The sequence below is a fragment of the Flavobacterium sp. FG19 genome (genome assembly GCF_057809475.1).
Genome location: NZ_JBMDKA010000042.1, coordinates 16,488 through 38,400, shown reverse-complemented (window position 1 = coordinate 38,400; position 21,913 = coordinate 16,488). Strand labels below are relative to the sequence as shown.

The 21,913-nt window shown below is 38.1% G+C and carries 19 protein-coding genes; 7 read left to right on the top strand and 12 right to left on the bottom strand.

Annotation, left to right across the window (positions count from 1 at the left end; all coding sequences use genetic code 11):
• Window positions 1-356 precede the first annotated feature (356 nt).
• The 4 genes from ACODST_RS26040 to ACODST_RS26025 all read right to left on the bottom strand — a co-directional run bounded on the left by ACODST_RS26040 (window position 357) and on the right by ACODST_RS26025 (window position 3,416).
• Complete coding sequence (locus ACODST_RS26040; protein WP_488935020.1) at window positions 357-1,337, bottom strand: alpha/beta hydrolase; 981 nt, start codon at window positions 1,335-1,337, stop codon at window positions 357-359.
• A 101-nt stretch (window positions 1,338-1,438) separates the two neighbouring features.
• Window positions 1,439-1,852, bottom strand: coding sequence for an OsmC family protein (locus tag ACODST_RS26035; RefSeq protein ID WP_488935019.1), 414 nt, complete (start codon window positions 1,850-1,852; stop codon window positions 1,439-1,441).
• A 77-nt stretch (window positions 1,853-1,929) separates the two neighbouring features.
• Window positions 1,930-2,802 (bottom strand): helix-turn-helix domain-containing protein, encoded by an 873-nt coding sequence (locus ACODST_RS26030; protein ID WP_488935018.1) that lies wholly within the window; start codon window positions 2,800-2,802, stop codon window positions 1,930-1,932.
• Between the two features lie 53 nt (window positions 2,803-2,855).
• Complete coding sequence (locus ACODST_RS26025) at window positions 2,856-3,416, bottom strand: GNAT family N-acetyltransferase (protein ID WP_488935017.1); 561 nt, start codon at window positions 3,414-3,416, stop codon at window positions 2,856-2,858.
• 501 nt (window positions 3,417-3,917) lie between these two features.
• On the opposite strand from ACODST_RS26025, the gene ACODST_RS26020 reads away from it, so the two are divergent.
• The 3 genes from ACODST_RS26020 (at window position 3,918) to ACODST_RS26010 (ending at window position 7,953) form a co-directional block, all read left to right on the top strand.
• Window positions 3,918-4,931 (top strand): zinc-binding alcohol dehydrogenase family protein, encoded by a 1,014-nt coding sequence (locus ACODST_RS26020; RefSeq protein ID WP_488935016.1) that lies wholly within the window; start codon window positions 3,918-3,920, stop codon window positions 4,929-4,931.
• Between the two features lie 311 nt (window positions 4,932-5,242).
• Window positions 5,243-5,629 carry a DoxX family protein gene (locus ACODST_RS26015; protein ID WP_488935015.1) on the top strand — a complete coding sequence of 129 codons (387 nt, stop codon included), beginning with the start codon at window positions 5,243-5,245 and terminating at the stop codon, window positions 5,627-5,629.
• 119 nt (window positions 5,630-5,748) lie between these two features.
• A complete protein-coding gene (locus ACODST_RS26010) occupies window positions 5,749-7,953 on the top strand; it encodes a TonB-dependent receptor (RefSeq protein ID WP_488935014.1) in 2,205 nt (734 codons plus the stop codon).
• A gap of 34 nt (window positions 7,954-7,987) precedes the next feature.
• Here the strand turns inward: ACODST_RS26010 and ACODST_RS26005 are convergent, their stop codons facing one another.
• The 7 genes from ACODST_RS26005 to ACODST_RS25975 form a co-directional block, all read right to left on the bottom strand.
• Window positions 7,988-9,112 (bottom strand): ABC transporter permease, encoded by a 1,125-nt coding sequence (locus ACODST_RS26005; RefSeq protein ID WP_488935013.1) that lies wholly within the window; start codon window positions 9,110-9,112, stop codon window positions 7,988-7,990.
• The gene (locus ACODST_RS26000; protein WP_488935012.1) at window positions 9,109-10,215 is read right to left on the bottom strand and encodes an ABC transporter permease; all 1,107 of its coding nucleotides are present in this window, start codon (window positions 10,213-10,215) and stop codon (window positions 9,109-9,111) included. Before ACODST_RS26000 ends, ACODST_RS26005 begins: the two co-directional genes overlap by 4 nt.
• 2 nt (window positions 10,216-10,217) lie before the next feature.
• Window positions 10,218-10,961, bottom strand: coding sequence for an ABC transporter ATP-binding protein (locus ACODST_RS25995; protein WP_488935011.1), 744 nt, complete (start codon window positions 10,959-10,961; stop codon window positions 10,218-10,220).
• An 11-nt stretch (window positions 10,962-10,972) separates the two neighbouring features.
• Complete coding sequence (locus ACODST_RS25990) at window positions 10,973-11,899, bottom strand: ABC transporter ATP-binding protein (RefSeq protein WP_488935010.1); 927 nt, start codon at window positions 11,897-11,899, stop codon at window positions 10,973-10,975.
• Window positions 11,900-11,903: 4 nt separating this feature from the next.
• Entirely contained in the window at window positions 11,904-12,842 is a 939-nt protein-coding gene (locus tag ACODST_RS25985; RefSeq protein ID WP_488935009.1) for an HlyD family secretion protein, read from the bottom strand.
• Window positions 12,843-12,859: 17 nt separating this feature from the next.
• Window positions 12,860-14,140, bottom strand: a complete 1,281-nt coding sequence (locus tag ACODST_RS25980) for a TolC family protein (protein WP_488935008.1) — start codon at window positions 14,138-14,140, stop codon at window positions 12,860-12,862.
• 88 nt (window positions 14,141-14,228) lie between these two features.
• Window positions 14,229-14,846, bottom strand: a complete 618-nt coding sequence (locus ACODST_RS25975) for a TetR/AcrR family transcriptional regulator (RefSeq protein WP_488935007.1) — start codon at window positions 14,844-14,846, stop codon at window positions 14,229-14,231.
• Between the two features lie 193 nt (window positions 14,847-15,039).
• On the opposite strand from ACODST_RS25975, the gene ACODST_RS25970 reads away from it, so the two are divergent.
• From ACODST_RS25970 to ACODST_RS25960, 3 genes are all read left to right on the top strand, one after another.
• A complete protein-coding gene (locus ACODST_RS25970; RefSeq protein ID WP_488935006.1) occupies window positions 15,040-16,269 on the top strand; it encodes a PQQ-dependent sugar dehydrogenase in 1,230 nt (409 codons plus the stop codon).
• Between the two features lie 95 nt (window positions 16,270-16,364).
• A complete protein-coding gene (locus ACODST_RS25965) occupies window positions 16,365-17,219 on the top strand; it encodes a helix-turn-helix domain-containing protein (RefSeq protein WP_488935005.1) in 855 nt (284 codons plus the stop codon).
• A 215-nt stretch (window positions 17,220-17,434) separates the two neighbouring features.
• Window positions 17,435-17,932 (top strand): hypothetical protein, encoded by a 498-nt coding sequence (locus tag ACODST_RS25960; protein ID WP_488935004.1) that lies wholly within the window; start codon window positions 17,435-17,437, stop codon window positions 17,930-17,932.
• 512 nt (window positions 17,933-18,444) lie between these two features.
• Here the strand turns inward: ACODST_RS25960 and ACODST_RS25955 are convergent.
• Window positions 18,445-19,947 (bottom strand): aminotransferase-like domain-containing protein, encoded by a 1,503-nt coding sequence (locus ACODST_RS25955; protein ID WP_488935003.1) that lies wholly within the window; start codon window positions 19,945-19,947, stop codon window positions 18,445-18,447.
• Window positions 19,948-20,015: 68 nt separating this feature from the next.
• On the opposite strand from ACODST_RS25955, the gene ACODST_RS25950 reads away from it, so the two are divergent.
• Window positions 20,016-21,878 carry a TonB-dependent receptor plug domain-containing protein gene (locus tag ACODST_RS25950; protein ID WP_488935002.1) on the top strand — a complete coding sequence of 621 codons (1,863 nt, stop codon included), beginning with the start codon at window positions 20,016-20,018 and terminating at the stop codon, window positions 21,876-21,878.
• The last annotated feature ends 35 nt before the right edge of the window (window positions 21,879-21,913 follow it).

The window sequence follows — 21,913 nt, the reverse complement described above, 5'->3', positions numbered from 1 at the left end:
TTCTATAATGTATGTCGCTCCTCTGGAGCTTTATTTTGTAACCGTTTATTTTTTTATATAAATATGTTGCTTCTCTGAAGCTTTAAAAAAAAAAGAGCTCTTGGGATTTATATGGAAACTTATAAAGATTATTTTATCAGCAAAAGCCCCAGCGGGGCAGAATATTTATAGAATATCAATACAACAAATGACGAAAGCTCCGGAGGAGCGACACAATAATTTAGAAACATTTCGCTCCTCTGGAGTTTTATTTTGTAATCGTTTGTTTTTTTTATAAATATGCCGCTTCTCTGAAGCTTAAAAAAAAAGAAGCTTTCCTTTTGAGAAAACTTCTTTTTCAATTTGTTTTGAAATTCTTATTTCAGTGTCGTTTTGATTACGATTGCTGCTTGCTGCACAGCAGTCTGAATAGCGGGTACATGGGCAATCGGATTTAAAAGTCCGTAGTCGTGAATCAAACCGTTGTATCTGGTTAAGGTAACAGGAACTCCGGCTTCATTAAGCTTTCTGGCATAAGCTTCACCTTCGTCTCTTAAAACGTCATTTTCAGCAGTCTGCACCAGAGCAGGAGGTAAGTCTTTTAATTCTGCTAAACTTGCCTGTAATGGAGAAGCATATTTCTCTGTTCTTTTAGCAGTATCAGGTAAGTAGTTGTCCCAGAACCATTTCATCATGTTTTTAGTTAAGAAACGTCCGTTGGCATATAAATTATAAGATTCAGTTTCAAAATTAGCATCGGTTACCGGCCACAATAAAACTTGTAATTTAATATGCGGGCCTTTTTTATCTTTAGCCATTAAAGTAATCGCAGCCGTCATATTACCACCCACACTGTTTCCAACAACCGCAAGGTTTTTACCGTCTACACCAATTTCTTTTCCGTTTTCGGCTACCCATTGTGTAGCAGCATAAATTTCGTTAATCGCAACCGGATATTTAGCTTCGGGAGAAGGCGTATAATCCGGGAAAACTGCCACAGCGCCGCTTTCTACAACCAAATCTCTCACTAATCTTCTATGCGTAGGATAATCTCCTAAAACCCATCCGCCGCCGTGAATAAAGATAAATACCGGTGAATTTGCTTTTGCTCCTTTAGGTTTAGTGATATGAATTTTTACTTTTAAGCCGTTTTGAGAAATTACTTTTTCAGATTCTTCGATGCCAGAATAATCGACTTCTACTGATTTTTGTGCGCCTACTAAAACATTTCTTGCATCTGCTACAGATAATTGTTCTAATGGTTTTCCGTCGCCTGAATTTAATGCATTTAAAAAGCTGCGGACCTCTGTAAAGATTTCTGGGTCATTTTGTCCTTTATATGGTCTTTCTTGTGCCATAGCTATTGTATTTAGAGTTAATAATGTAACTATAAATATACCTCTTTGTATGGATTGTATTGTTTTCATAATGTATGTTATTTGTTATAAGATTTTGATGTTTAGCTGATTAGATTTGCCTGTAAAACAATTTCGAAAGAAAAAGCCTGACTCACCGGACACGTTTTTTCGGCGCCCTGAGCGATTTTTAAAAATTCTTCTTCAGAAATTCCCGGAACTTTAGCGTTTAGCACTAAAAGAGACTGCGTAATCTTTCCGTCGTTTAAAGTAATAGTTGATTGAGTAGCTAATTCGTCAACTGTGAATCCAGCTGTAGTTAAGTCTAAGCTTAGTTTCATAGTGAAACAGCCAGCGTGGGCAGCGGCTAATAATTCTTCAGGATTGGTTCCGATACCGTCTGAGAAACGGCTGTTGAAAGAATATTGAGTACTATTTAATACGGTACTGTCTGTAGTAAGAGTTCCTTTTCCGGTTTTAATGTCACCGTTCCAAACGGCTTTTGCTTTACGTTTCATATCTTTATTGTTTTATCATTTATAATTTGATAGGACAAAGATATGGTGGTAATAAGCCTCTGAAAATGGATAAAAGTCTATTCTAATTGTACATTTTTCCCTTGAAGGTATTTTTTCTTGAAATTTGACGGAGTATCGCCGACTTTATTGGTAAAAAGTCGGTTAAAATAAGCCGGATCTTCATATCCGAGTTGGTATGCAATCTCTTTTACACTTAAAGAAGAATACCCCAAAAGCCTTTTAGCTTCCAGAATAATGCGGTCTTTTATAATATCGTTAGGCTGTGTCAGCTCCAGACGATTGAATTTGTTTGAAAGTGTTTTCGGAGCAACGCCTAAAATATCGGCATAATCGGCAACGGTATGTTTGGTTCTGAAATGAATTTCGACCAATCGGCTGAAATCCCTGAAGAAATCCATTTCTTTAGTTGGTTCTTCGTTGAGAACTCCTAATTGCTGGATTTTCCAGATTCGGGTTGCTTTAATAATAAGTTGTTTCAAATAGGTTCGAATCATTTCTTCCTGCGAAGAATCGGGTGAAACAAACTCTTCCTGAATCTGATTGAAAATCCCTTCAATAAACAAAACCTCTTTGTCTGGTAAAGCGGTCATGGGCATTTCAAAAATATTATTGAATAACAGTCCGTCACAGGCTACTTCGGCATCATGAATCTGTACGCAATAGAAATCACGATTGTAGTACATAAAATAACCCTGCTTTTTTCCTTCCTTATTAATCTGCAGATATTGATTGCTGTTGATGAAAAACAGAGAAGGACTTTTGGTTTGATATTGCTTAAAATCAATAGTAACCAGATACTCTTCCGGAAGATATAATACCTTAATATAAGCTTTGTATTCGTCACTGTTTATTTCTTCTACGGTTTCTTGATTCAGAATCAGAAATCCCAGTTTTTTATAATTGGATTCAAATACAGTATTAAGGTTCATTTTTGGTTTGTTTTGGATTTTAAATTTAATGATTTTCTTTAGCGAAAGCGGCATTATTCGTTACCAATTTGAAGATGTTCGAGTTTTTTGCCAACCAAAGTTTTTTCGCCCACAATTGTAAATCCAAGTTTCAGATAAAGATTTTTTGCCAGTGGATTATCTTCTTCCACTAATAAACCTAAAGTCTGTTTATTTTGATGTACATATTCATTAATCAGAAAAACCAACAGTTTTGAACCAATTCCTTTTCCCTGATTATTTGGATTTACGCCTAATGAATCGATGTAAAATTCTCCTTCTTTGGTTTCAAATTCAGGATTAAAAGTGGGATTATAATTTTTTCTAACGTATTCAATGATTGGTTTTCTTAGGCTTTCTATTTCAGAACCATCATAAATGTTAACTGCGCCAATGATTTCGCCATTTTCCTCAGCCACAAAACAATTTTGATAAGAGTATTGATTGTTTTCTCTTTCGATGAAATATTCCAGAAAGTCTTTCGCGGAAGCGTACTCTTTCTTAGCCAAAAATTTATAGACAATATCCTCCATCGCTAATAATAATATAGGTGCAATATATTTGGATTCGGATTTGTTGGCTTTTCTGATATTCATTTTACGAAATTTTGATAAAACAAATTTAGAGTTTTATTTAAACACATAGAAACATAGTTATTGTTTGCGGATAAAGGCGTTTTACTTGTTTATTATATTTAGGTTTCCGCTTTCTAAAGCGATAGTTTTGTCATCCCGACGAAGGAGAGATCTCCGTAAGAAACTCTACAAAGATTGGCGATTCACTATGCGGAGCTACTTGTGGAGATTCCTCGTTCCTCGGAATGACAGACTGTGTGGACTAGGTGTGAGAAACAAAAAGAGGATAATTGGGTTAATATATTTTTCACGCAGATTCTGCAGATTTCAGCAGATTAAAAAAAAGATCTGCGTTTATCTGCTTAAATCCGCTAAATCTGCGTGAAATAAAAAAAAACTCAGCCTCTCAGCAACTTAGCACCTTTGAAAAAAATATACAAATTTAGTCCCAATTTATACCAGCATTAGCATCCATAGAGCAACTATCTTTGTTATTATATTTTAAACCAAAATTTAAAAACAATGAAAGCAATAGGATTTAAAACCTCATTATCTATAGAAGAAAAAGACAGTTTTATTGAATTTGAAACTGAAAAACCGGTACCCGGAGCGCACGATTTATTAGTAAAAATTGACGCTATTTCCGTAAATCCGGTTGATTTTAAAATTCGTCAGAGTGCGGCGAAAGATACCATTTTGGAAACGCCGAAAATTATTGGCTGGGATGCTGTCGGAATTGTACAGGCAGTAGGAGAGAAAGTCACTTTATTTGAAGTTGGTGATTTAGTGTATTACGCCGGAGATATTACCAAACAGGGAAGCAATACCGAATATCAGATTATTGATGAACGAATTGTCGGCAGAAAACCCACAACATTAAATGCTGAAGAATCAGCTGTGATTCCGTTAACCGCTTTAACTGCCTGGGAAATTTTGTTTGACCGAATCAGAATTAATGCAGAGAAAGACAAAGGAAAATCCATCTTAGTTATTGGAGGCGCCGGCGGAGTAGGTTCGATTGCGATTCAGCTGGCAAAGAAAATGGCAGGATTAACGGTTATTGCAACGGCATCTCGTCCGGAAACTATGGATTGGTGCAAACAACAGGGAGCCGATTATGTGGTGAACCATAAAGATTTAGTGGCTTCAGTAAGAGAAGCAGGTTTCCAAAACGTTGATTTTATTCTGGATTTTGTAGATACCAATGCGTATTGGGATACCATGGCTGAATTGATTAAACCACAGGGACATATTGCTTCGATTACCGGAAGCGCTGAACCAGTTGTTCTAAATAAACTGAAAAGCAAAAGTGTTTCTTTTTCATGGGAATTGATGTACACGCGTTCGATGTATCAAACAGAAGATATGATTGAGCAGCATCATATCTTAAATAAGGTAGCTGATTTACTGGACGAAGGTATTTTAAAAACAACTTTAAAAGATACCTACAACGGACTTTCGGCTGAAAATTTAAAGAAAGCACATCAGCTTTTAGAATCAGGAAAGGCGATTGGAAAGATTGCGATTAAGTTCTAAAAAGTTTTCTGTTTATTGAAAAATATCTTTGAATATAGTTTTAAACACATAGAAACATAGTCTCTGCTATCGTGTAAAGGCATTTCATTTGCAATAATACACATAGCAAACTATGTGTTAGAAACTAGTTTCTTTCTCTATTCTTTTTAGACAAACAAATAACTATCCCGAGGCTTCGGGACTATATGTTTAAATTTAATTATTTAGAATTATTTTAAATAGTGTTATTTGGATCACAACAATTTTTGTATTTTAGCCGAATTACAAGCCAAATTTGTATTTCATTTTTTAAAACCCAAAACAAAATTATTATGATTTCAAAAAACACAAACATTGGATTATTATTACTTAGAATCAGCGTTGGAGGCTTAATGCTTTTCCACGGTATTGCTAAACTAATTCATGGAATTTCTTTCCTTGTAGACAATATGGGGGCCTTTGGCTATGCGGTTTATATTGGTGAAGTTTTAGCACCAATTGCTATTTTATTAGGTTTCCGTACCAGAATTGCAGCGGTTCTTCTTGCCATTACCTGTATAGTAGCGATTGCTGTGGCACACGCTCAGGATATTTTCTCGATCAGTGAACACGGCGGATATGCCAATGAACTTTTAATGCTTTATCTGTTAGGTTCAGTTGGTTTGTTTTTTACCGGAGCCGGGAAATATGCTGTTTCTAAAAGCAATAAATGGGACTAATTTATTTTCGTTATAAATTACTATAAAAAAGAGAGCTTTAAATTTAAAATTTAAGGCTCTTTTTGTTTTAGGCAGTTTTGACTTCTATATTTGCTTGTATTTTATCAAATTTTTAGTACATGCGCTTATTTTTTGTTTTTTCGGTCTTTATTTTGTCTTTTACGACACAAGCACAGTCAGTTTCAGGAGTTGTAACAGATGCAGAGGGGAAACCGCTTTCAGATGTTTTGATTCGGGATTTAGTTTCCAAAACACATGCCCATTCTGATGTAAACGGAAAATTTACTTTAGAAGAAACCAAAATCGAAGATAGTCTTCATATTTCTAAACAGGGCTATACGACACAAAAAATAAAACTTTCCTCCAGTGATTTTCTTTCCCTTCAATTAGAAGAAAAGCCTTTTTTACTGGAAGAAGTTACCATTACCCATAATCTGAAATATCTGAATACGATTTCTAAAATTGATTTGGAGATTCAGCCCATTTCCAACTCTCAGGATTTACTTCGCAAGGTTCCCGGACTTTTTATAGGGCAGCATGCCGGCGGTGGAAAAGCAGAACAGATTTTTTTAAGAGGTTTTGACTGTGATCACGGAACCGATATTAATATTACAGTTGACGGAATGCCGGTAAATATGGTATCGCATGCACACGGACAAGGGTATTCTGACCTGCATTTTGTAATTCCGGAAACGGTAGACAATATTGATTTTGATAAAGGAGCCTATTTTGCTGATAAAGGAGATTTTACAACAGCAGGATATGTTGGGTTTAATACTAAAAATGCTTTACAAAACAGTTCGGTTTCTTTTGAAGGCGGGCAGTTTGATACCTTCCGCACCGTTGCCATGTTTAATTTACTGAATAAAGAAAACCAGTCGGCTTATTTTGCCGGAGAGTATATGATGACTGATGGTTATTTTGATGCGCCTCAGAACTTTAGCCGAATAAATTTGTTTGGAAAATATGCTGCAAAAATGAATAACGGAGATCGTCTGGCTTTGTCGGTTTCACATTTTAAAAGCCAGTGGGATGCCAGCGGACAAATTCCGGATCGTGCTGTAAACGACGGAACTATTTCGCATTACGGTGCAATTGATCCTAACGAAGGCGGAAATACAGACAGAACCAATTTCAATCTGCAGTACGATGCCAGAATTGATGAAAATACGCATATCAAAAGCAGTGCTTTTATCAGTAAATATGATTTTGAACTGTATTCTAATTTCACCTTTTTCCTGAATGATCCTGTAAACGGCGATCAGATTAAACAGAAAGAAAACAGGACTATTGTAGGTTTTCAGTCAGAATACGATCAGAAACTGAATGAAAAGTGGCGTTTTAAACTAGGTGCCGGATTACGAAATGATACTAATAAAGACGTAGAGTTATCGCATACCGTAAACCGAAAAACAGTTTTAGAATATCTAAGTTTAGGAAATGTAAACCAAACCAATCTTTTTGGTTATTCCAGTCTTGATTTTATTACAGGGAAATGGTTAATAAACGGAGGTTTACGTTTGGATTATTTCAAATTTGGTTACGAAGATCAGCTGGCATCAACCTATGCCAATCAAACACAAACTAAAGCGATTGTAAGTCCGAAACTGAACTTTTTATATACTCAAAATGATAAATTACAATATTTCTTAAAACTCGGAAAAGGATTTCACAGTAATGATACCCGTGTAGTTGTGGCGCAGAAAGGAGAAAAAATCCTTCCGGAAACTTACGGTGCTGATTTAGGAATTAACTGGAAACCTTTTCCAAGAATGATTATTAATTCGGCACTCTGGTATCTGTATCTGGCTCAGGAATTTGTTTATGTAGGCGATGAGGCGGTAGTGGAACCAAGCGGAAAAACAGAAAGAAAAGGTTTTGATTTTGGTTTTAGATACCAATTAACCAATTGGTTATTCTGGAATACAGATTATACCTATACTCATGCCAGATCAATAGACGAACCAAGTGGCAGTGATTACCTGCCGCTGGCTCCGGTTCATACGGTAATGAACGGATTCTCTGTAAAAGATTTAAAAGGATTTTCAGGAAGTTTAAGAACAAGATTTTTGGGCGACCGTCCTGCGAACGAAGACAATTCAGTTGTTGCCAAAGGGTATTGTATCACTGATTTTTCTGTAAATTATCAAATCAAAAAAGTATCTGTAGGGCTCAATATCGATAATATTTTTAATACCAAATGGAAAGAAACGCAGTTCCTGACCGAATCAAGATTAGCGAATGAAACTGATCCGGTCGAAGAAATTCATTTTACTGCGGGAACTCCGTTTAATGCCAGACTTATATTGAAATACAGCTGGTGATATCTTATAAAGTGAAGCAGGTGCAGAAGTGTGTTTAGCTGGTTTTTCGGTAATTGTAAATCGCAAGACTATTCAGTACAACAGCAAAACCAAGCAGGTAAAACAGTTCTGTACCTACTTCATTAAAACCGCTTCCTTTTAAAACAATATGACGCACTACCTTAATAAAATGGGTTACCGGGGTTAAGTCTGAAATGACTTTTGCCCATTCCGGCATACTGTCGGTACTTGTAAACAAGCCGCTCATCAGCATAAAAACCATCATAAAAAAGAAGGCAATAAACATGGCCTGTAATTGTGTATCGGCAAAGGTTGAAATCAAAAGTCCCAAACCCAAAAGCGCAATCAGATATACAGCGGCAAACAGATATAATAATGCGATACTTCCGAGCGGAAATATTCCGTAAACCAGATACATTACCGTTAGACCTACCGTGAAAACAATCATACCCACAATCCAGAACGGGATGAGTTTTCCTAAAATAAACTGCCATTTTTTAATTGGGGTTACATTGATTTGTTCGATGGTGCCAATTTCTTTTTCCCGTACAATATTGAGTGCTGTAAGAAAACCGCCTATCAGGGTTAAAAGCAAAACCAAAATACCGGGCACCATATAATATTTGTATTCTGCCCTTGGATTGTACCAGTTAGAATTTTCAATATTTACAGCTGCTGCCGGAAGGTAAACAGTACCTTTTGAAGATTTAATATTGATATCAAGGCTGCTGTTGAATTCAGTGATGACCGAGGTGAGATAAGCACTCCCGATAGAAGATTTTGTGCCGTTAATGGCATCAACGGCAATATTAACCTGCTGACTGCCTTCCCGAACAAGATTGCGTTCAAAACCGGAAGGAATTTCCAGAACCAGATCAGCATCTCCTTTTTCAATCTGCTTTAAACCTTCTTTATAGGAAGCAGGACTGTCAATAATTACAAAATAACCAGAAGAAGCAATTTTATGAATCAGTTTTTGAGAATACGGGCTGTGATCGTGATCGACATACACTACATTAATGTTTTTTACCTCAAAATTGGCCGCCAGCGGCATTATGATCAGCTGAACTGTAGGCATGGCAAACATCATGGCCAGTATGGTTTTATCTCTTCGTATCTGACGAAATTCTTTCTGGAGTAAAAAGAGCAGTTTTTTCATGACAATCTGATTTTAAACTTTTTGAGGGCAATAGTTAAAAGTACGGCAGACATTCCCGCAAGTACCAGAGTTTCTTTCCAGACATAACTAAATCCAAGTCCTTTCAGCATTACTGCTTTCATAATGGAATAGTAATATCGGGAAGGTACGGCATGCGAAATAACCTGAAACAAAACCGGCATATTTTCAAGCGGAAACATAAAGCCGGTCAAAATAAGCGTTGGCAGCATCATACCCATCATAGAAATAAGCATAGCCGTCTGCTGCGAATTGGTAACATTCGAAATCAGCAAACCTAAGGACAGACAGGTGATGATAAAAAGAATGCTTTCGGCAAAAATGAGTACGAGATTTCCTTTGATGGTAATATCAAGTAAAAACACAGAAAGCAGTAAGATAATAATAAAATTGATCAGGGAAAGTACAAGATACGGAATGGCCTTGGCAATTAACACCATAATCGGTTTAAAAGGGGAGACAAGCAGAATTTCCATAGTTCCCAGTTCTTTTTCGCGTACTACGGCCACCGAGGTCAGAGCGGTACTGACTATCATAAAAATAAGGGCAATAACTCCAGGAATAAAATTAAGGGAACCGTTTTGTTCTTCGTTGTAGAGCTGTCTCAGTTGAGGAACAATCAGATAAGAGAGTTTTACGTTGGGATTAAGCTGCTGCTGATAATCACCTATGATGGCTTTTAGATAATTGGTTACTATTGTGGCCGTATTGGGATCTGAGGCATCGGCAATTACCTGGATCTGCGCTCCATTGCTTCGGTACAGCTCATTACCAAAATTGGCCGGAAAAATAACGGCACATTTGATACTGCCTTCTTTAAACCGTTTTTCGATATCCTCATAATCCAAAACCGGATTTTTAACTTTAAAATAAGTACTGGTACTAATTTTATTAATAATCTGCTGTGAATTGACATCATGGGCATTATCCTGAATGCCCAGACCAATGTTTTTGACTTCGCTGCTTAGAGCAAAACCAAATAGAATGATCTGCACCACCGGAAGTCCAAAAAGGATCAGCAGCGTTCTGCGGTCCCTGAAAACATGGTAGAATTCTTTTCTGATAAAAGCGGTTAATTGTTTCATTTTTAATCTCCGGATCTTTTGGCACCTCTTGCCAGTTGATAAAAAACATCGTCCATAGAATGAGTGTTAAATCTGGTCTTCAGATTAGCGGGGCTGTCTAAAGCTTCTACACGTCCGTCAACCATTACCGTAATACGGTCGCAGTATTCGGCTTCGTCCATATAATGTGTGGTTACAAATACGGTAATTCCGGCAGCTGCGGCTTCGTAAATCATGTCCCAGAACTGTCTTCGGGTAATGGGGTCAACGCCTCCTGTAGGTTCGTCCAAAAACACAATTTTAGGGCGGTGGAAAATAGCGGTCGAAAAGGCTAATTTCTGTTTCCATCCCAAAGGCAGATCGCCCACCATTTTTTTTGCCTCTTTTTCAAGTCCCAATGTTTCGATCAGGTTTTGGCTTCGTACTTTTATTTCGGGACGGGAAATACCGTAGACACCACCGTAGAACTCAATGTTTTCCAGTATTGTCAGGTTATCGTACAAAGAGAACTTCTGACTCATGTAACCAATGTTTTTCTTGATTTGTTCCTGTTGTTTATAAACATTAAACCCTGCTACGACAGCTTCACCCGAAGTAGGGAATGAAAGCCCGCAGAGTATACGCATGGCAGTAGTTTTACCGGCCCCGTTGGCACCCAGGAAACCAAATATTTCTCCCCGGTTTACCTCAAAACTAATATTGTCAACCGCTTTAAAATCACCAAACTGTTTGGTGAGGTTATTACAGATTATGGCTTTGTCATCCATTGTTTTCTTTTTTAATTGACCACTGCGGTCTGTTCGCGCATCAAACGTATAAAGCTGTCTTCGATAGTGGCTGTAATTCTTTTTATTTCCAGTCCTTTATGAGGATGCCTGCTGGTAAGTTCTTTTAAAACAGTATCTTCATTTTCATCCGAAACAAGCGTAAAATGCAGGTATTCCCCAAAAGCATAACAGCTTTCTATGGCAGGATCGGCTCTGAGATCTTTCAACAGCAGATAAATTTCATCTGATTTGGCCGCAAACAGCGTTTTTGGAAAATTCTGAACAATAACGTCAGGTTCATCAATAGACATAATTTTACCGTCCTGAATCAATGCAATCCGGTCGCAGAGTCTGGCTTCGTCCATATAAGGTGTTGAAACAATTATGGTAATATTCTGTGCTTTTAGTCTGGCCAGCATTTCCCAGAATTCCTTGCGGGAAACAACATCAACACCTGTAGTTGGCTCGTCCAGAAACAATACTTCGGGTTTATGAACCAGCGCACAGCAAAGGGCCAGTTTTTGTTTCATTCCGCCCGAAAGTTTTCCGGCCCTGCGGTCGTTAAAAGGTTTTATCTGGTCGTAAATGTCTTTGATCAGATCGTAATTTTCTTCGATAGTAGTGCCAAATACCGTAGCAAAGAAAGTCAGGTTTTCTTTTACCGTTAAATCCTGATATAATGAAAAACGTCCCGGCATATAACCTACTTTGTTTCGTATTGCCTGATAATCCTGCACCACATCATGCCCCTGTACAGATGCTGTTCCGCTGTCGGCCAGCAGCAGCGTCGTCAGGATTCGGAAAATAGACGTTTTTCCGGCTCCGTCCGGTCCAATGAGTCCAAAGAGTTCTCCTTTTTTAATTTCAAAAGAAACATCGTCTACCGCTTTTACGTCGCCGTAGTTTTTGGAAAGGTTTTTTGCTGTTACTGAATACATGATTTTACTGTTTAGACCATAAAACTTCGCCGTACATTCCAATTTTTAAATAGCCGTCGTTTTTTACTTTTACCTTAATGGCATAAACCAGGTTGGCTCTTTCGTCTTTCGTCTGTATGGTTTTAGGGGAGAATTCCGATTTATTCGAAATCCAGATAATTGTACCTGTATAGTTTTTATACTGATCTTCTCCCTGATCTATCCGTACCGTAACCTGCTGTCCCGTTTTAATCTGCGGAAGCTGTGTTCCGGTAATATAAGCCCTTAGATCCAGCGTGCTGGTATTGGCAATTTTATAAAGCGGTTTTCCGATAGTCTGTAATTCTCCCTGCAGGACATAATTCGTCAGTACAATTCCGTTAATCGGATTTATAATCTGCCCTTTATTAATTTGTTCCTGATACTGTGCTGCCGATTTTTCCAGTGGGGCTTTTTCACTTAAGATACTACGGTTTTGTGTCTGGGTATTATACGTATTTAAGGCAAGCTGCTGTCGGGTTACCGCAATTTGTTTTTTTAACTGATCAATAGCAGCATTACTGTCATCCAGTTGTTTTTGAGTAGCTGCATCGGCTTTTACAAGGTTTTGGGTCCGGGTACGTTCACGCAGCAGCTGTTCGAGTTGTGCTTCCTGTACTGTTAACTGACGGCGTACTAATTCTGACTGATCGTTTGGATTAACTGTTCTTTGCGATAAAGCGGTAATACTGGCTTCGATCTGTTCTTTTTGAAGCTCGGTAGTACGTACATCAATTTGTCCGACTTTAGCACCGGCTTTGAGTTCTGCACCATCTTCAACGGAGTACGACAATAGTGTTCCGTTCTGCTGCGCTGAAACAATTACTTCATCGGCTTCAAAGTTTCCGGAAGCGTCATAATCGGTTTCCTTTTTACAGCTGTTTAAAAATAGGGATAGTGTTATTAGGACTGCTAATTTTTTCATTTTGTTTGGTTTAATTGTTAATTACCAGTGATAAATTTTTGATTGTAAGAGGCTTGCAGCAGCTGTATTTCATGCAGTATTTTGGTCTGCCGGGCCAAATGTTCTGTGTTTACTTTTTGAATGTATTCGTGAGTGGTAATGACACCGTTGCTTAACTGTGCTTCAGCTGATTTTGAAACAGCAGTTCGTAAGGCAATAGCTTCTTCATCCTGTTTTATTAACTCTGAATATTTTTTTACCTGTTCGTCCTGCTGTGATAAATCTAATTTAGTATTCAGCAGAAAAGTTTGTTTATCGGCTTCTGTTGTTTCGCGGCTGAGTTTATATATACTTTTTTTATTAGATAAAGTATACAGGCTTCCCAAAGACCAGTTTAAACGGATTCCCGTTACGTACCACGGACCGAATTCATTTTCAATAATGTTAAGTGTAGGTCTTCCGTAAGCTCCCTGAAAAAAAGCACTGATCTGTGGCAGGTATTCAGACTGGAGTTGTTTTTCCTGAGCGGTATAAATATTTTTTTGAAGTTCGTAAGCTTTTAATTCCGGTCGGTTTATGTCGTTTTGTATATAATTGGACTGTGGCATCTGCAGCTGGCTGGAAACGGAAATTTCTTTACCAAGAAACAAGGACAGCATCTTTAAATAAGCGGTTCTGTTAGACTGGTATTCAGTTCCGGCCATTTGAATGTTCAAGATCTCAGCTTTCAGTTCATCAAGACTGCTTCGAAAAGCGACGCCGTTTTTAAGAGCGGCTTCGGTTTTCTGAACCTGTGTCTGAAGGTTTTCGATGTTGAGGTTATTCTGTTTCAGCTGTGCTTCCATGAGCAGTATCGAGAAATAAATACTGTTGATTCGCTGTTTGATGGCATACAAACTGGATTCTATATTTTGCTGCTGCAGGGCCGAATTGGCTTTTATAAGTTCTTTTTGGTTTTTAGTATTACCTCCATCATACAAAAGCTGGTTGATTTCTGCCTGTATTTTGTACTGGTCTTTACTGATGGAAGGCAGCACACCGCCCGGAGTTCCCAGAGCATCCGGAAAACTGACTGTGGCCGACTGATAAGAAGCCTGTCCGGTAAAAGTAACCTGAGGAAGGAAACGTTTATTGGCATTTTGAATATCGTAATCACTGCTTTTATTTACAAGATCCAGTTTAATGATCGCCGGATAATTTTCTTTGGCCAGCCGGTGGCATTCTTCAAGTGTGAGGACAGGAGTTGTTTGTGCACTGCTGTTCCAGATAAACGTGGAGAGGAGCAGTATTACAGATCCTTTTTTAAAAATAGTATTCATAATTTATTGAATTATAAATGGTTGTATTGTTGTGTTTTTGTTTTAATATATCGATTTAATCATTTGATTAAAATTACAGCAAAAAATTTTAGGCTTCCATCATAGCCTTAATCCAGACCGGAATAAGTTTTTTTCGTTGCTGCATTAAAGCATTAAATTGTTCCGTTTCCAGATTACGGCTGCCCATGATAAGTGGTTTGGCTATAAAAGGGAAAGCGATAAGCCCCATAAGGTTCATAAAAAAGTGCAAAGGATTCGGTTCGCTGATGCTGCCTTCAGCGACTGCTTTTTGATGCTGTCTTATGAAGGAGGATTGGGTAAAAGTTTCCTGTACCGGAAGTTTTTTTATTAAACCGCCTGGGTTATGACGTATTTCAGTAACAATAAAGCCAGGCAGCTCCGGTTCTTTAATGATAAAGTCGATGTAGTTAGAACAAATCTGTTCGATTTTTTCTTCCAGCGAAGTATTTTCATCATTCAGTATAATTCTCATGCTTTTTACAAAAACCGCCAGGGTTTCGGTCATAATAATTTCAAAAAGTTTAGCTTTACTTCTGAAATAGTAGTTTAACAAAGCAAGGTTAAGCCCTGCTTCTTCGGCAATATCACGGGTTCTGGTAGCAGCAAATCCTTTTTTGTAGAAAACCGTTCTGGCGGCTTCTTTGATTTTTTCTTCTGTGCTGGTATCCGGTTTCTGGCTGCTCATTTCACGTTAAATTAAATTACGATGCAAATGTAAAAACATTTCTTCAATTTAAACAACTAATTTAATCAAATGATTAAAAATGTTTTTTTAAAGGTTATGAAGAGAAATTCTATAAGTCTTTCCTTAAATTATATAAAACAAGCCTTATTTAATTTTAGATATTTGCAGATATAACCCCAAATTAAATAACTATATGAAAAATTTAAAGTACATTTTTATCCTTTCGGGAGCTTTATTAGCCTTTAGCTGTAATAATAATGATGATACACCGGAAAACGGAGGCGGAACCGTAACAGATCCTGTTGAAACTAATCCGGCCAATACGCAGTATAAACCTGCTTTTTCCGGCCAGACCAGAGTAAACGGGATGACTACCAATACAGAGTTTAAAGCAGATATTATTACAAGTGCCCTTACCAGTCCGTGGGGAGTAAAAGCCCTGCCTGACGGACGTTTGTTAGTGACTCAGAAAACTACCGGAACTATGCGTATTGTAACTACTGCCGGAGTAGTGAGCGAGCCTATTACGGGGTTACCAGCTGTAAATCCGGCTAATCAGGGCGGTTTGTTAGGTTTATGTCTTGATCCTGATTTTGCGACTAACAGAATGGTATACTGGGTATTTTCGGAAGCTGTAGCGGGAGGAAATATTTCTTCTGTTGCGAAAGGAAGACTGGCAGATAACGAAAAAACAATAGAAAACGCAACAGTTATTTACCGTTCCAGTCCGGCCAATGCAAGCGATCTGCATTATGGCGGCCGTATTTTGTTTGATCAGACGGGAAATTTAATAGTGAGCACCGGAGAACGTTCTGTACTGCAGACCCGTCCTTTAGCACAATCGCTTACGGCCAGTCTGGGAAAAACAGTACGAATTACGAAAGAAGGACAGCCGGCTTCCGGAAATCCAACTTTTGCCGGAGCGAATGCTTTACCTGAAATATTTACGTACGGACACCGAAATCCGCAGGGATTGGCAATGCATCCGGTAACCAAAGAAATCTGGCAGAGCGAACACGGGCCAAGAGGCGGAGATGAGCTAAACCGACTTAAAGCGGGAGCGAATTACGGATGGCCGACCATTACGTACGGAATTGAATACAGCGGACAGGTAATTGGAGACGGAATCCAGCAGAAAGAAGGAATGGAACAGCCTGTTTACTATTGGGATCCGGTAATTTCGCCAAGCGGAATGACATTTTACAGCGGAAACCGTGTGCCGGAATGGGAAAATAACCTTTTTATTGGTTCCCTGAGTGCAACACATATTGCCCGATTGGTAATTAAAGATAATAAAGTAACAGGAGAAGAAAGACTTCTGGCAAGTGAAGGCCAGCGTTTTAGAGATATTACACAAGGCGGGGACGGTGCTTTATACGCCGTAACCGATCAGGGAAGATTATACAAAATCGACAAAAAGTAAGATTTTGAAATTTCTACATACGTAAAAATGGCGCTTTATGGCGTCATTTTTCATTTCAGGATTGCTTATATTTGGGATACTTTAGAAAAGAAACATTGAAAAGTAAAATCCAGACTTATTCCTTAACGCACCATAAGAGTTTATTTTCTGCTGCGGATACCAAAAATGAGTATTTCTACATTCAGACTCACAATCATCCGTATATCAGTGAACCATACCGGGCAGAAAGTTATGCCATTGAGTTTTTGCGGCAAGGCAGTATTGTCATGCAGACCGGACTTGAAGAAACTATAGTCGAAGCTCCGGCTGTTATTGCGTTAAGCCCCTCGGTAACTAGAAGTTTTTCTAAAAACAGTGAAACTATTTTAATTGATATTATCTTTTTTAAACCGCAGTTTTTTCTGGAGAGCCAGACCAATGTTTTCTTTTTGAACCAATACGAATTTTTTGAGAACAGTCAGCTGCATGTCTGCCGTTTGTCCGGCGCTATTCATGCTAAGTTCGAACGTATTTTTAATTCGGTTAAAGAAGTGGTGGAAGGCAGTTCACCTCATAAACCGGCTATGCTCATCAGTTATTTGTATATACTGATTTATGAACTGGACACTATTCAGAAAAATAATTTCCACCCGGCTTTTCAAAACCCGTTATTTGAAAAATTCAAAAGCCTTCTCGCAAAAGATTTCCTGACGCAAAGAACAGTGCAATATTACGCTGATTCTTTGAATGTAACCCGAAAATACCTGTCGGAAGTCATTAAAAAAAACAGCGGGAAAACAGCCAGCGACTGGATTAACGAAATGGTCATTTTAGAAGCAAAAGTTTTATTGCAGAACCAGAGCCTCACCATCAGCCAGATCAGCGATCTGCTGCATTTTCCAACTCAGTCGGGTTTTGGAAGGTTTTTTAAGAATCATACAGGGATTTCGCCTTTGGAATACAGGAGGTAATTTTTTTTTAGTTTTCAGTCTCGGTCTCGGTTTTCAGTCTCGGTGGGGAGTAATCAGTTTTTGAGTTTTGAATTTTTGAAGGATTTAAACGGTAAACAGAAAGAACTTTCATCTCATAACTATAAAACTCCCTTTTCGAACAACATAACCGTCTTATTGCTCTGTTCTTAAAACGATCTGCTTTGCAAATTTGCAGTTCATTAATACCAAAAGATATGAGTAAAACAGCACGATTTGTAGTGATAATCAATGATAATGTTACCTGGATGGAGGAAAAAGCCATTCAGTTTTATACCCGTTTACTGGGGAAGGAAAAAGGATTGCAATATGCAGGTGAAAATCTTTCGCAAAAAGCACTTTTTAAAATTCAGAACGATTTTTCTATCGAGATTTTAATGGGGTATAAAGAAGAAGAACCGCAGTCGTATATCAAGATGGATTCTTCCAGACTGTCTAATCAGGGTTTAGGAGCCGAAAAAGCGATGAACCTGAGTGAGATCATTTACTTTGATACAGCTGATATTAATGCCTTGTTTAAAAGGGCAGAAGAGATTGCCGCACAGCGAAAGCACGATCTGATCTGGGTAAAAGCTTTTGAAACGGATACCGTTTTAATACAGGAATTAAAGCTTTTGGGATATGAAGAATTTGAGAGAGAAGAGTCTGTTCCTGCTGTAGAAAAACAGGTTTATTTCAGAAAAAAAACAAACTAAACATAATATTATATGGGCAAAGAACAGCTGAATATTATAAACTGCGCAGTCAATTGGGGGTTGATGACAGGTTATACTAAAAATTAACTATCCAGCTGAGCAGACCAATTACACCGCTGATGCATCCTTATTTCAGACTCCTTAACGGTGAAACTGGTGCTATATCCTCTGCCCAAATACAATATATCCGGTTACCAATCAAAAAACAGCTTATGCACATCATAACCCGCCCCGTTTCTTTGATTGTATAAAGGATTTACTTTCATTTTGTCAACAATATCAAAATTACTTCAGAAAACCATTTTTTATATTATAAGATTAAAATTACAAATTATATAATTATCAGTAAAGAGAATAACGGTTTCAAAGTAAGAAACTGGTTTCATTTTATAATTTGAAACCTGTTAACCTCATTTTAGTTTGCAGTAAGTTGTAAATTGGCTGCCTGTAAATCGTTAGTACGCAGGCGATTTTCCAAAGTACCGAAGTCTTGCCAAAAGACTTTGGTACTTTTATTTTGCGCTTTCAGACGAAAGGATGGTTTCAAGACTTTTGCTTAAAACAGCTACTGCTGTTTCCATTTCTTCTTTTTCCAGATGGCCAAAGCCTAAACGGGTTGCAGTTAAGTCTCTGGTTTGGTACAATATGGTTTTAGGAAGAAAAAGACCGTTTAAAGCACATTCCTTCTGTAGTCTGATCAGGTTAAAATGATCAAGCCATTCAATCCAGACTGCCAGTCCTCTGGGCGGAATCCTGAATTTAATGCGGTCTTTTAGTTTTTCATTCAGCAAAAAAACAAAGTAATCCCGGCGCTCTTTATAAATTTTTTTATTCTTTTTAGAAAGACGGTGTACTTCACCTTCAGAAATCCATTCAGTTAATACCTGTTCTTTCATAACATCAATTCCGGGTTCGAGAATGTTCTGATGTTTTTCTAATTCAGCAATAAATTCGGCAGGAGCTGCAACAAATCCATAACTGAATCCGGACGGGAGTGATTTTCCGAAGGATCCGATATATACTACTCGCTGACTGGTATCGAATGCCGCCAGCGGAAGTACGGGGTTATTGTCATAATGAAAATCAAAATCATAATCGTCTTCCAGAATAACAAAGCCATAGTGATGCGCCAGTTCCAGCAATTCCATTCTTCTTTTGGCACTCAGCACCATAGTGGTTGGGTAATGATAGTTGGAAGTAAGGTATAAAACCCTGATTTTGGAAGTTTCACAGATTTCTTTCAGGCGTTTCGTATCGATTCCGTCTTTGTCTACAGGGATCGAAATGATCTGTGCCCCGGTATCGGTTAAGGTCATATTAGAAATATAATAACCGGGAGAAGCTACAATTACTTTATCGCCAGGACTTATGAGTAATTTGGCCACCAGATACAGACTGATTTCGTGACTGCTCGTAGTCAGCAGGTTCGAGGTAGCAATGCGAATGCCGCGGGTAAGATTCAGGTAATTGGCAAACTGGGTTTTAAAATTAAGATGGGAACGAAGCTGAAGCTGTTCGTAAGCCCTGGAGGTTTTATGCCTTTTTAGTTTTGAAACATAAAGTCTTGCCAGAACATCTGTCTGAACCAGTCTTAGATCAGGCATACCGTCATTGAACTGAAAAGGCAGACTGCTTATTTCTGTCGGGTTTTCCAGAATGGTCGAACGTTTAAAAGTAAATCCGGAAATCATTTCGGAATTATCGGATTTTTTAAGCACACTAATATCCTCTCTGCTTTTTTGTTTCTGCTGTGATAAGATAAAAGTTCCTTTATTGGGCAGCGTTTCAATCCAGCCCTGCGATTCAAGATCCTGAAAAGCTTTGATAAGTGTATTGCGGTTTACAGCCAGTACTTTGCATAAAATGCGGCTGCCGGGAAGTTTAGTCCCTTCGGGCAGAAATCCCGTCTGAATGGCTTTGATAAATTCAAAAACAATCTGAAGATACAAAGCTGTACTTTCTTCCGGCTTAAGCTGGATAAAGCTTTTGAAAGGAATTTGAACCGGACCACTCATAATTACAAAACTGGTATACTTGATTAGTACGGCAAGGTAGTATTTTTGTCAAAAAAATAATAACCAAAATGAAAAAAATCTATTTTGCTGTCTTATCAGTAATTTGTACCCATTTTTACGCTCAGACAAAAAGGGATTCCATTAACGAAATGGATGAAGTTATAATCAATGAAAACCGATTCAGTACTCCTGTTTCCAAGCAAAACAGAAATGTATATGTGATCAGCAGTGAAACCATAAAAAAACTGCCTGGAAGAACCATTCAGGAGATCTTACAATATGCCAACGGAGTAGACATCAGACAAAGAGGTCCTTTTGGAAGCCAGGCCGATATTAGTGTAGACGGTGGAAGTTTTGAACAGACCGTTGTACTGCTAAACGGTGCTAAAGTAATCGATTCTCAAACGGCTCATAATATGCTGAACCTGCCTATTCCGGCAGAAGCCATTGAAAGAATTGAAATTATCAGAGGTCCTGCTGCCAGAACTTTCGGAATCAACAGTTTAACGGGGGCGATTAATATTATTACTAAAAAGCCAGTAAAATCAGGTGTTTTGGCAGGTGTTTTTGCGGGTTCTAATTTTGAAAAAGATACCGAAGGAAGCGGAGATACTTTTTACGGAATGGGTGTTCAGGCCGGATTTGTTGTGGCTAAAGAAAAACACCAGCACTCGATTTTTGCTTCGCATGATAAAAGCAACGGCTATCGTTATAATACGGCTTTTGAAAATAATAAAATATTCTATCAGGGAAATGTACAGCTGAATGATTCTAACGAAATTTTAGGTTCTGCCGGATATATCAACAACGGATTTGGTGCTAATGCATTTTATGCGGCTCCGGGAGACCGAAATTCAAGTGAGGCTGTTCAGACTACTTTTGCTAATATCCAGTCTAAACACCAGATTACAGACAGCTGGAAAATAATGCCAAGGGTAACCTACCGATACAACTACGACGATTACCGTTATTTAGGAATGGGAAATTTAAATGTGGGAAGAAGTCAGCATTATACCAACTCTATTGCCGGAGAACTAAACTCTACAGTAAAATTAGGAAAAGGAGAACTGGGATTTGGAGCTGAATTCAGAAATGAGAATATTCATTCTTCTAATATAGGCGATCATGACCGTGAAAATGTTGGGGTTTATGCTGAGTACAGAACTAGCTTTTCGGACCGATTTAATGTTAATCTGGGAACGTACTTAAACTACAATTCTGATTACAAATGGCAGGTTTATCCGGGAATTGATGCCAGTTATGCTATAACCGATGCGTTTAAAATTATAGGAAATGTGGGCACAAGCCAGAGAATCCCTTCGTTTACGGACTTGTATTTACAACAGACCGGAAATGTTGGAAACCCGACTTTAGATTCTGAAAATGCCTTCCAGAGTGAAATTGGATTTAAGTTTGATAAACAGGCGTTTAGTTTTAATGCGAACTATTTTTACAGAAAAATTGATAACTATATCGACTGGACGCGTATGACAACAACGGTGGCGTGGCAGAGTCATAATACAGGAGATCTGAATACGAACGGAATCAATTTACGCGGGACTTACAGACTTGCTTTTTCAACAGATGCTAAGCTGACGATTTATTTAGGTTATTCTTATTTAGATTCTGAGTTTAAAAGCAGCCGTACCGATACCTATTCAAAATATTTGATTTCTTCTTTAAAACACCAGGTAACCAATACAATTGACTACCAGTTTAAAGATTTATCGATATTATTTGCGACACGTTTCAATGAGAGAATTACCGGGCCTTCGTACTGGATAAATGATGTTAGGGTGAGTCAGTCGTTTCATAAATTTACAATCTTCTTAGATGCCCAAAATATCTTTAATGCGGTCTATTATGAAGTAGGAGCAATTCCGTTACCTTCAAGATGGTTCAGTTTAGGAGCTAAGTTTGTGACTTTTTAATGAGATTGTACTACCAAGATTGTTATCATACTGGA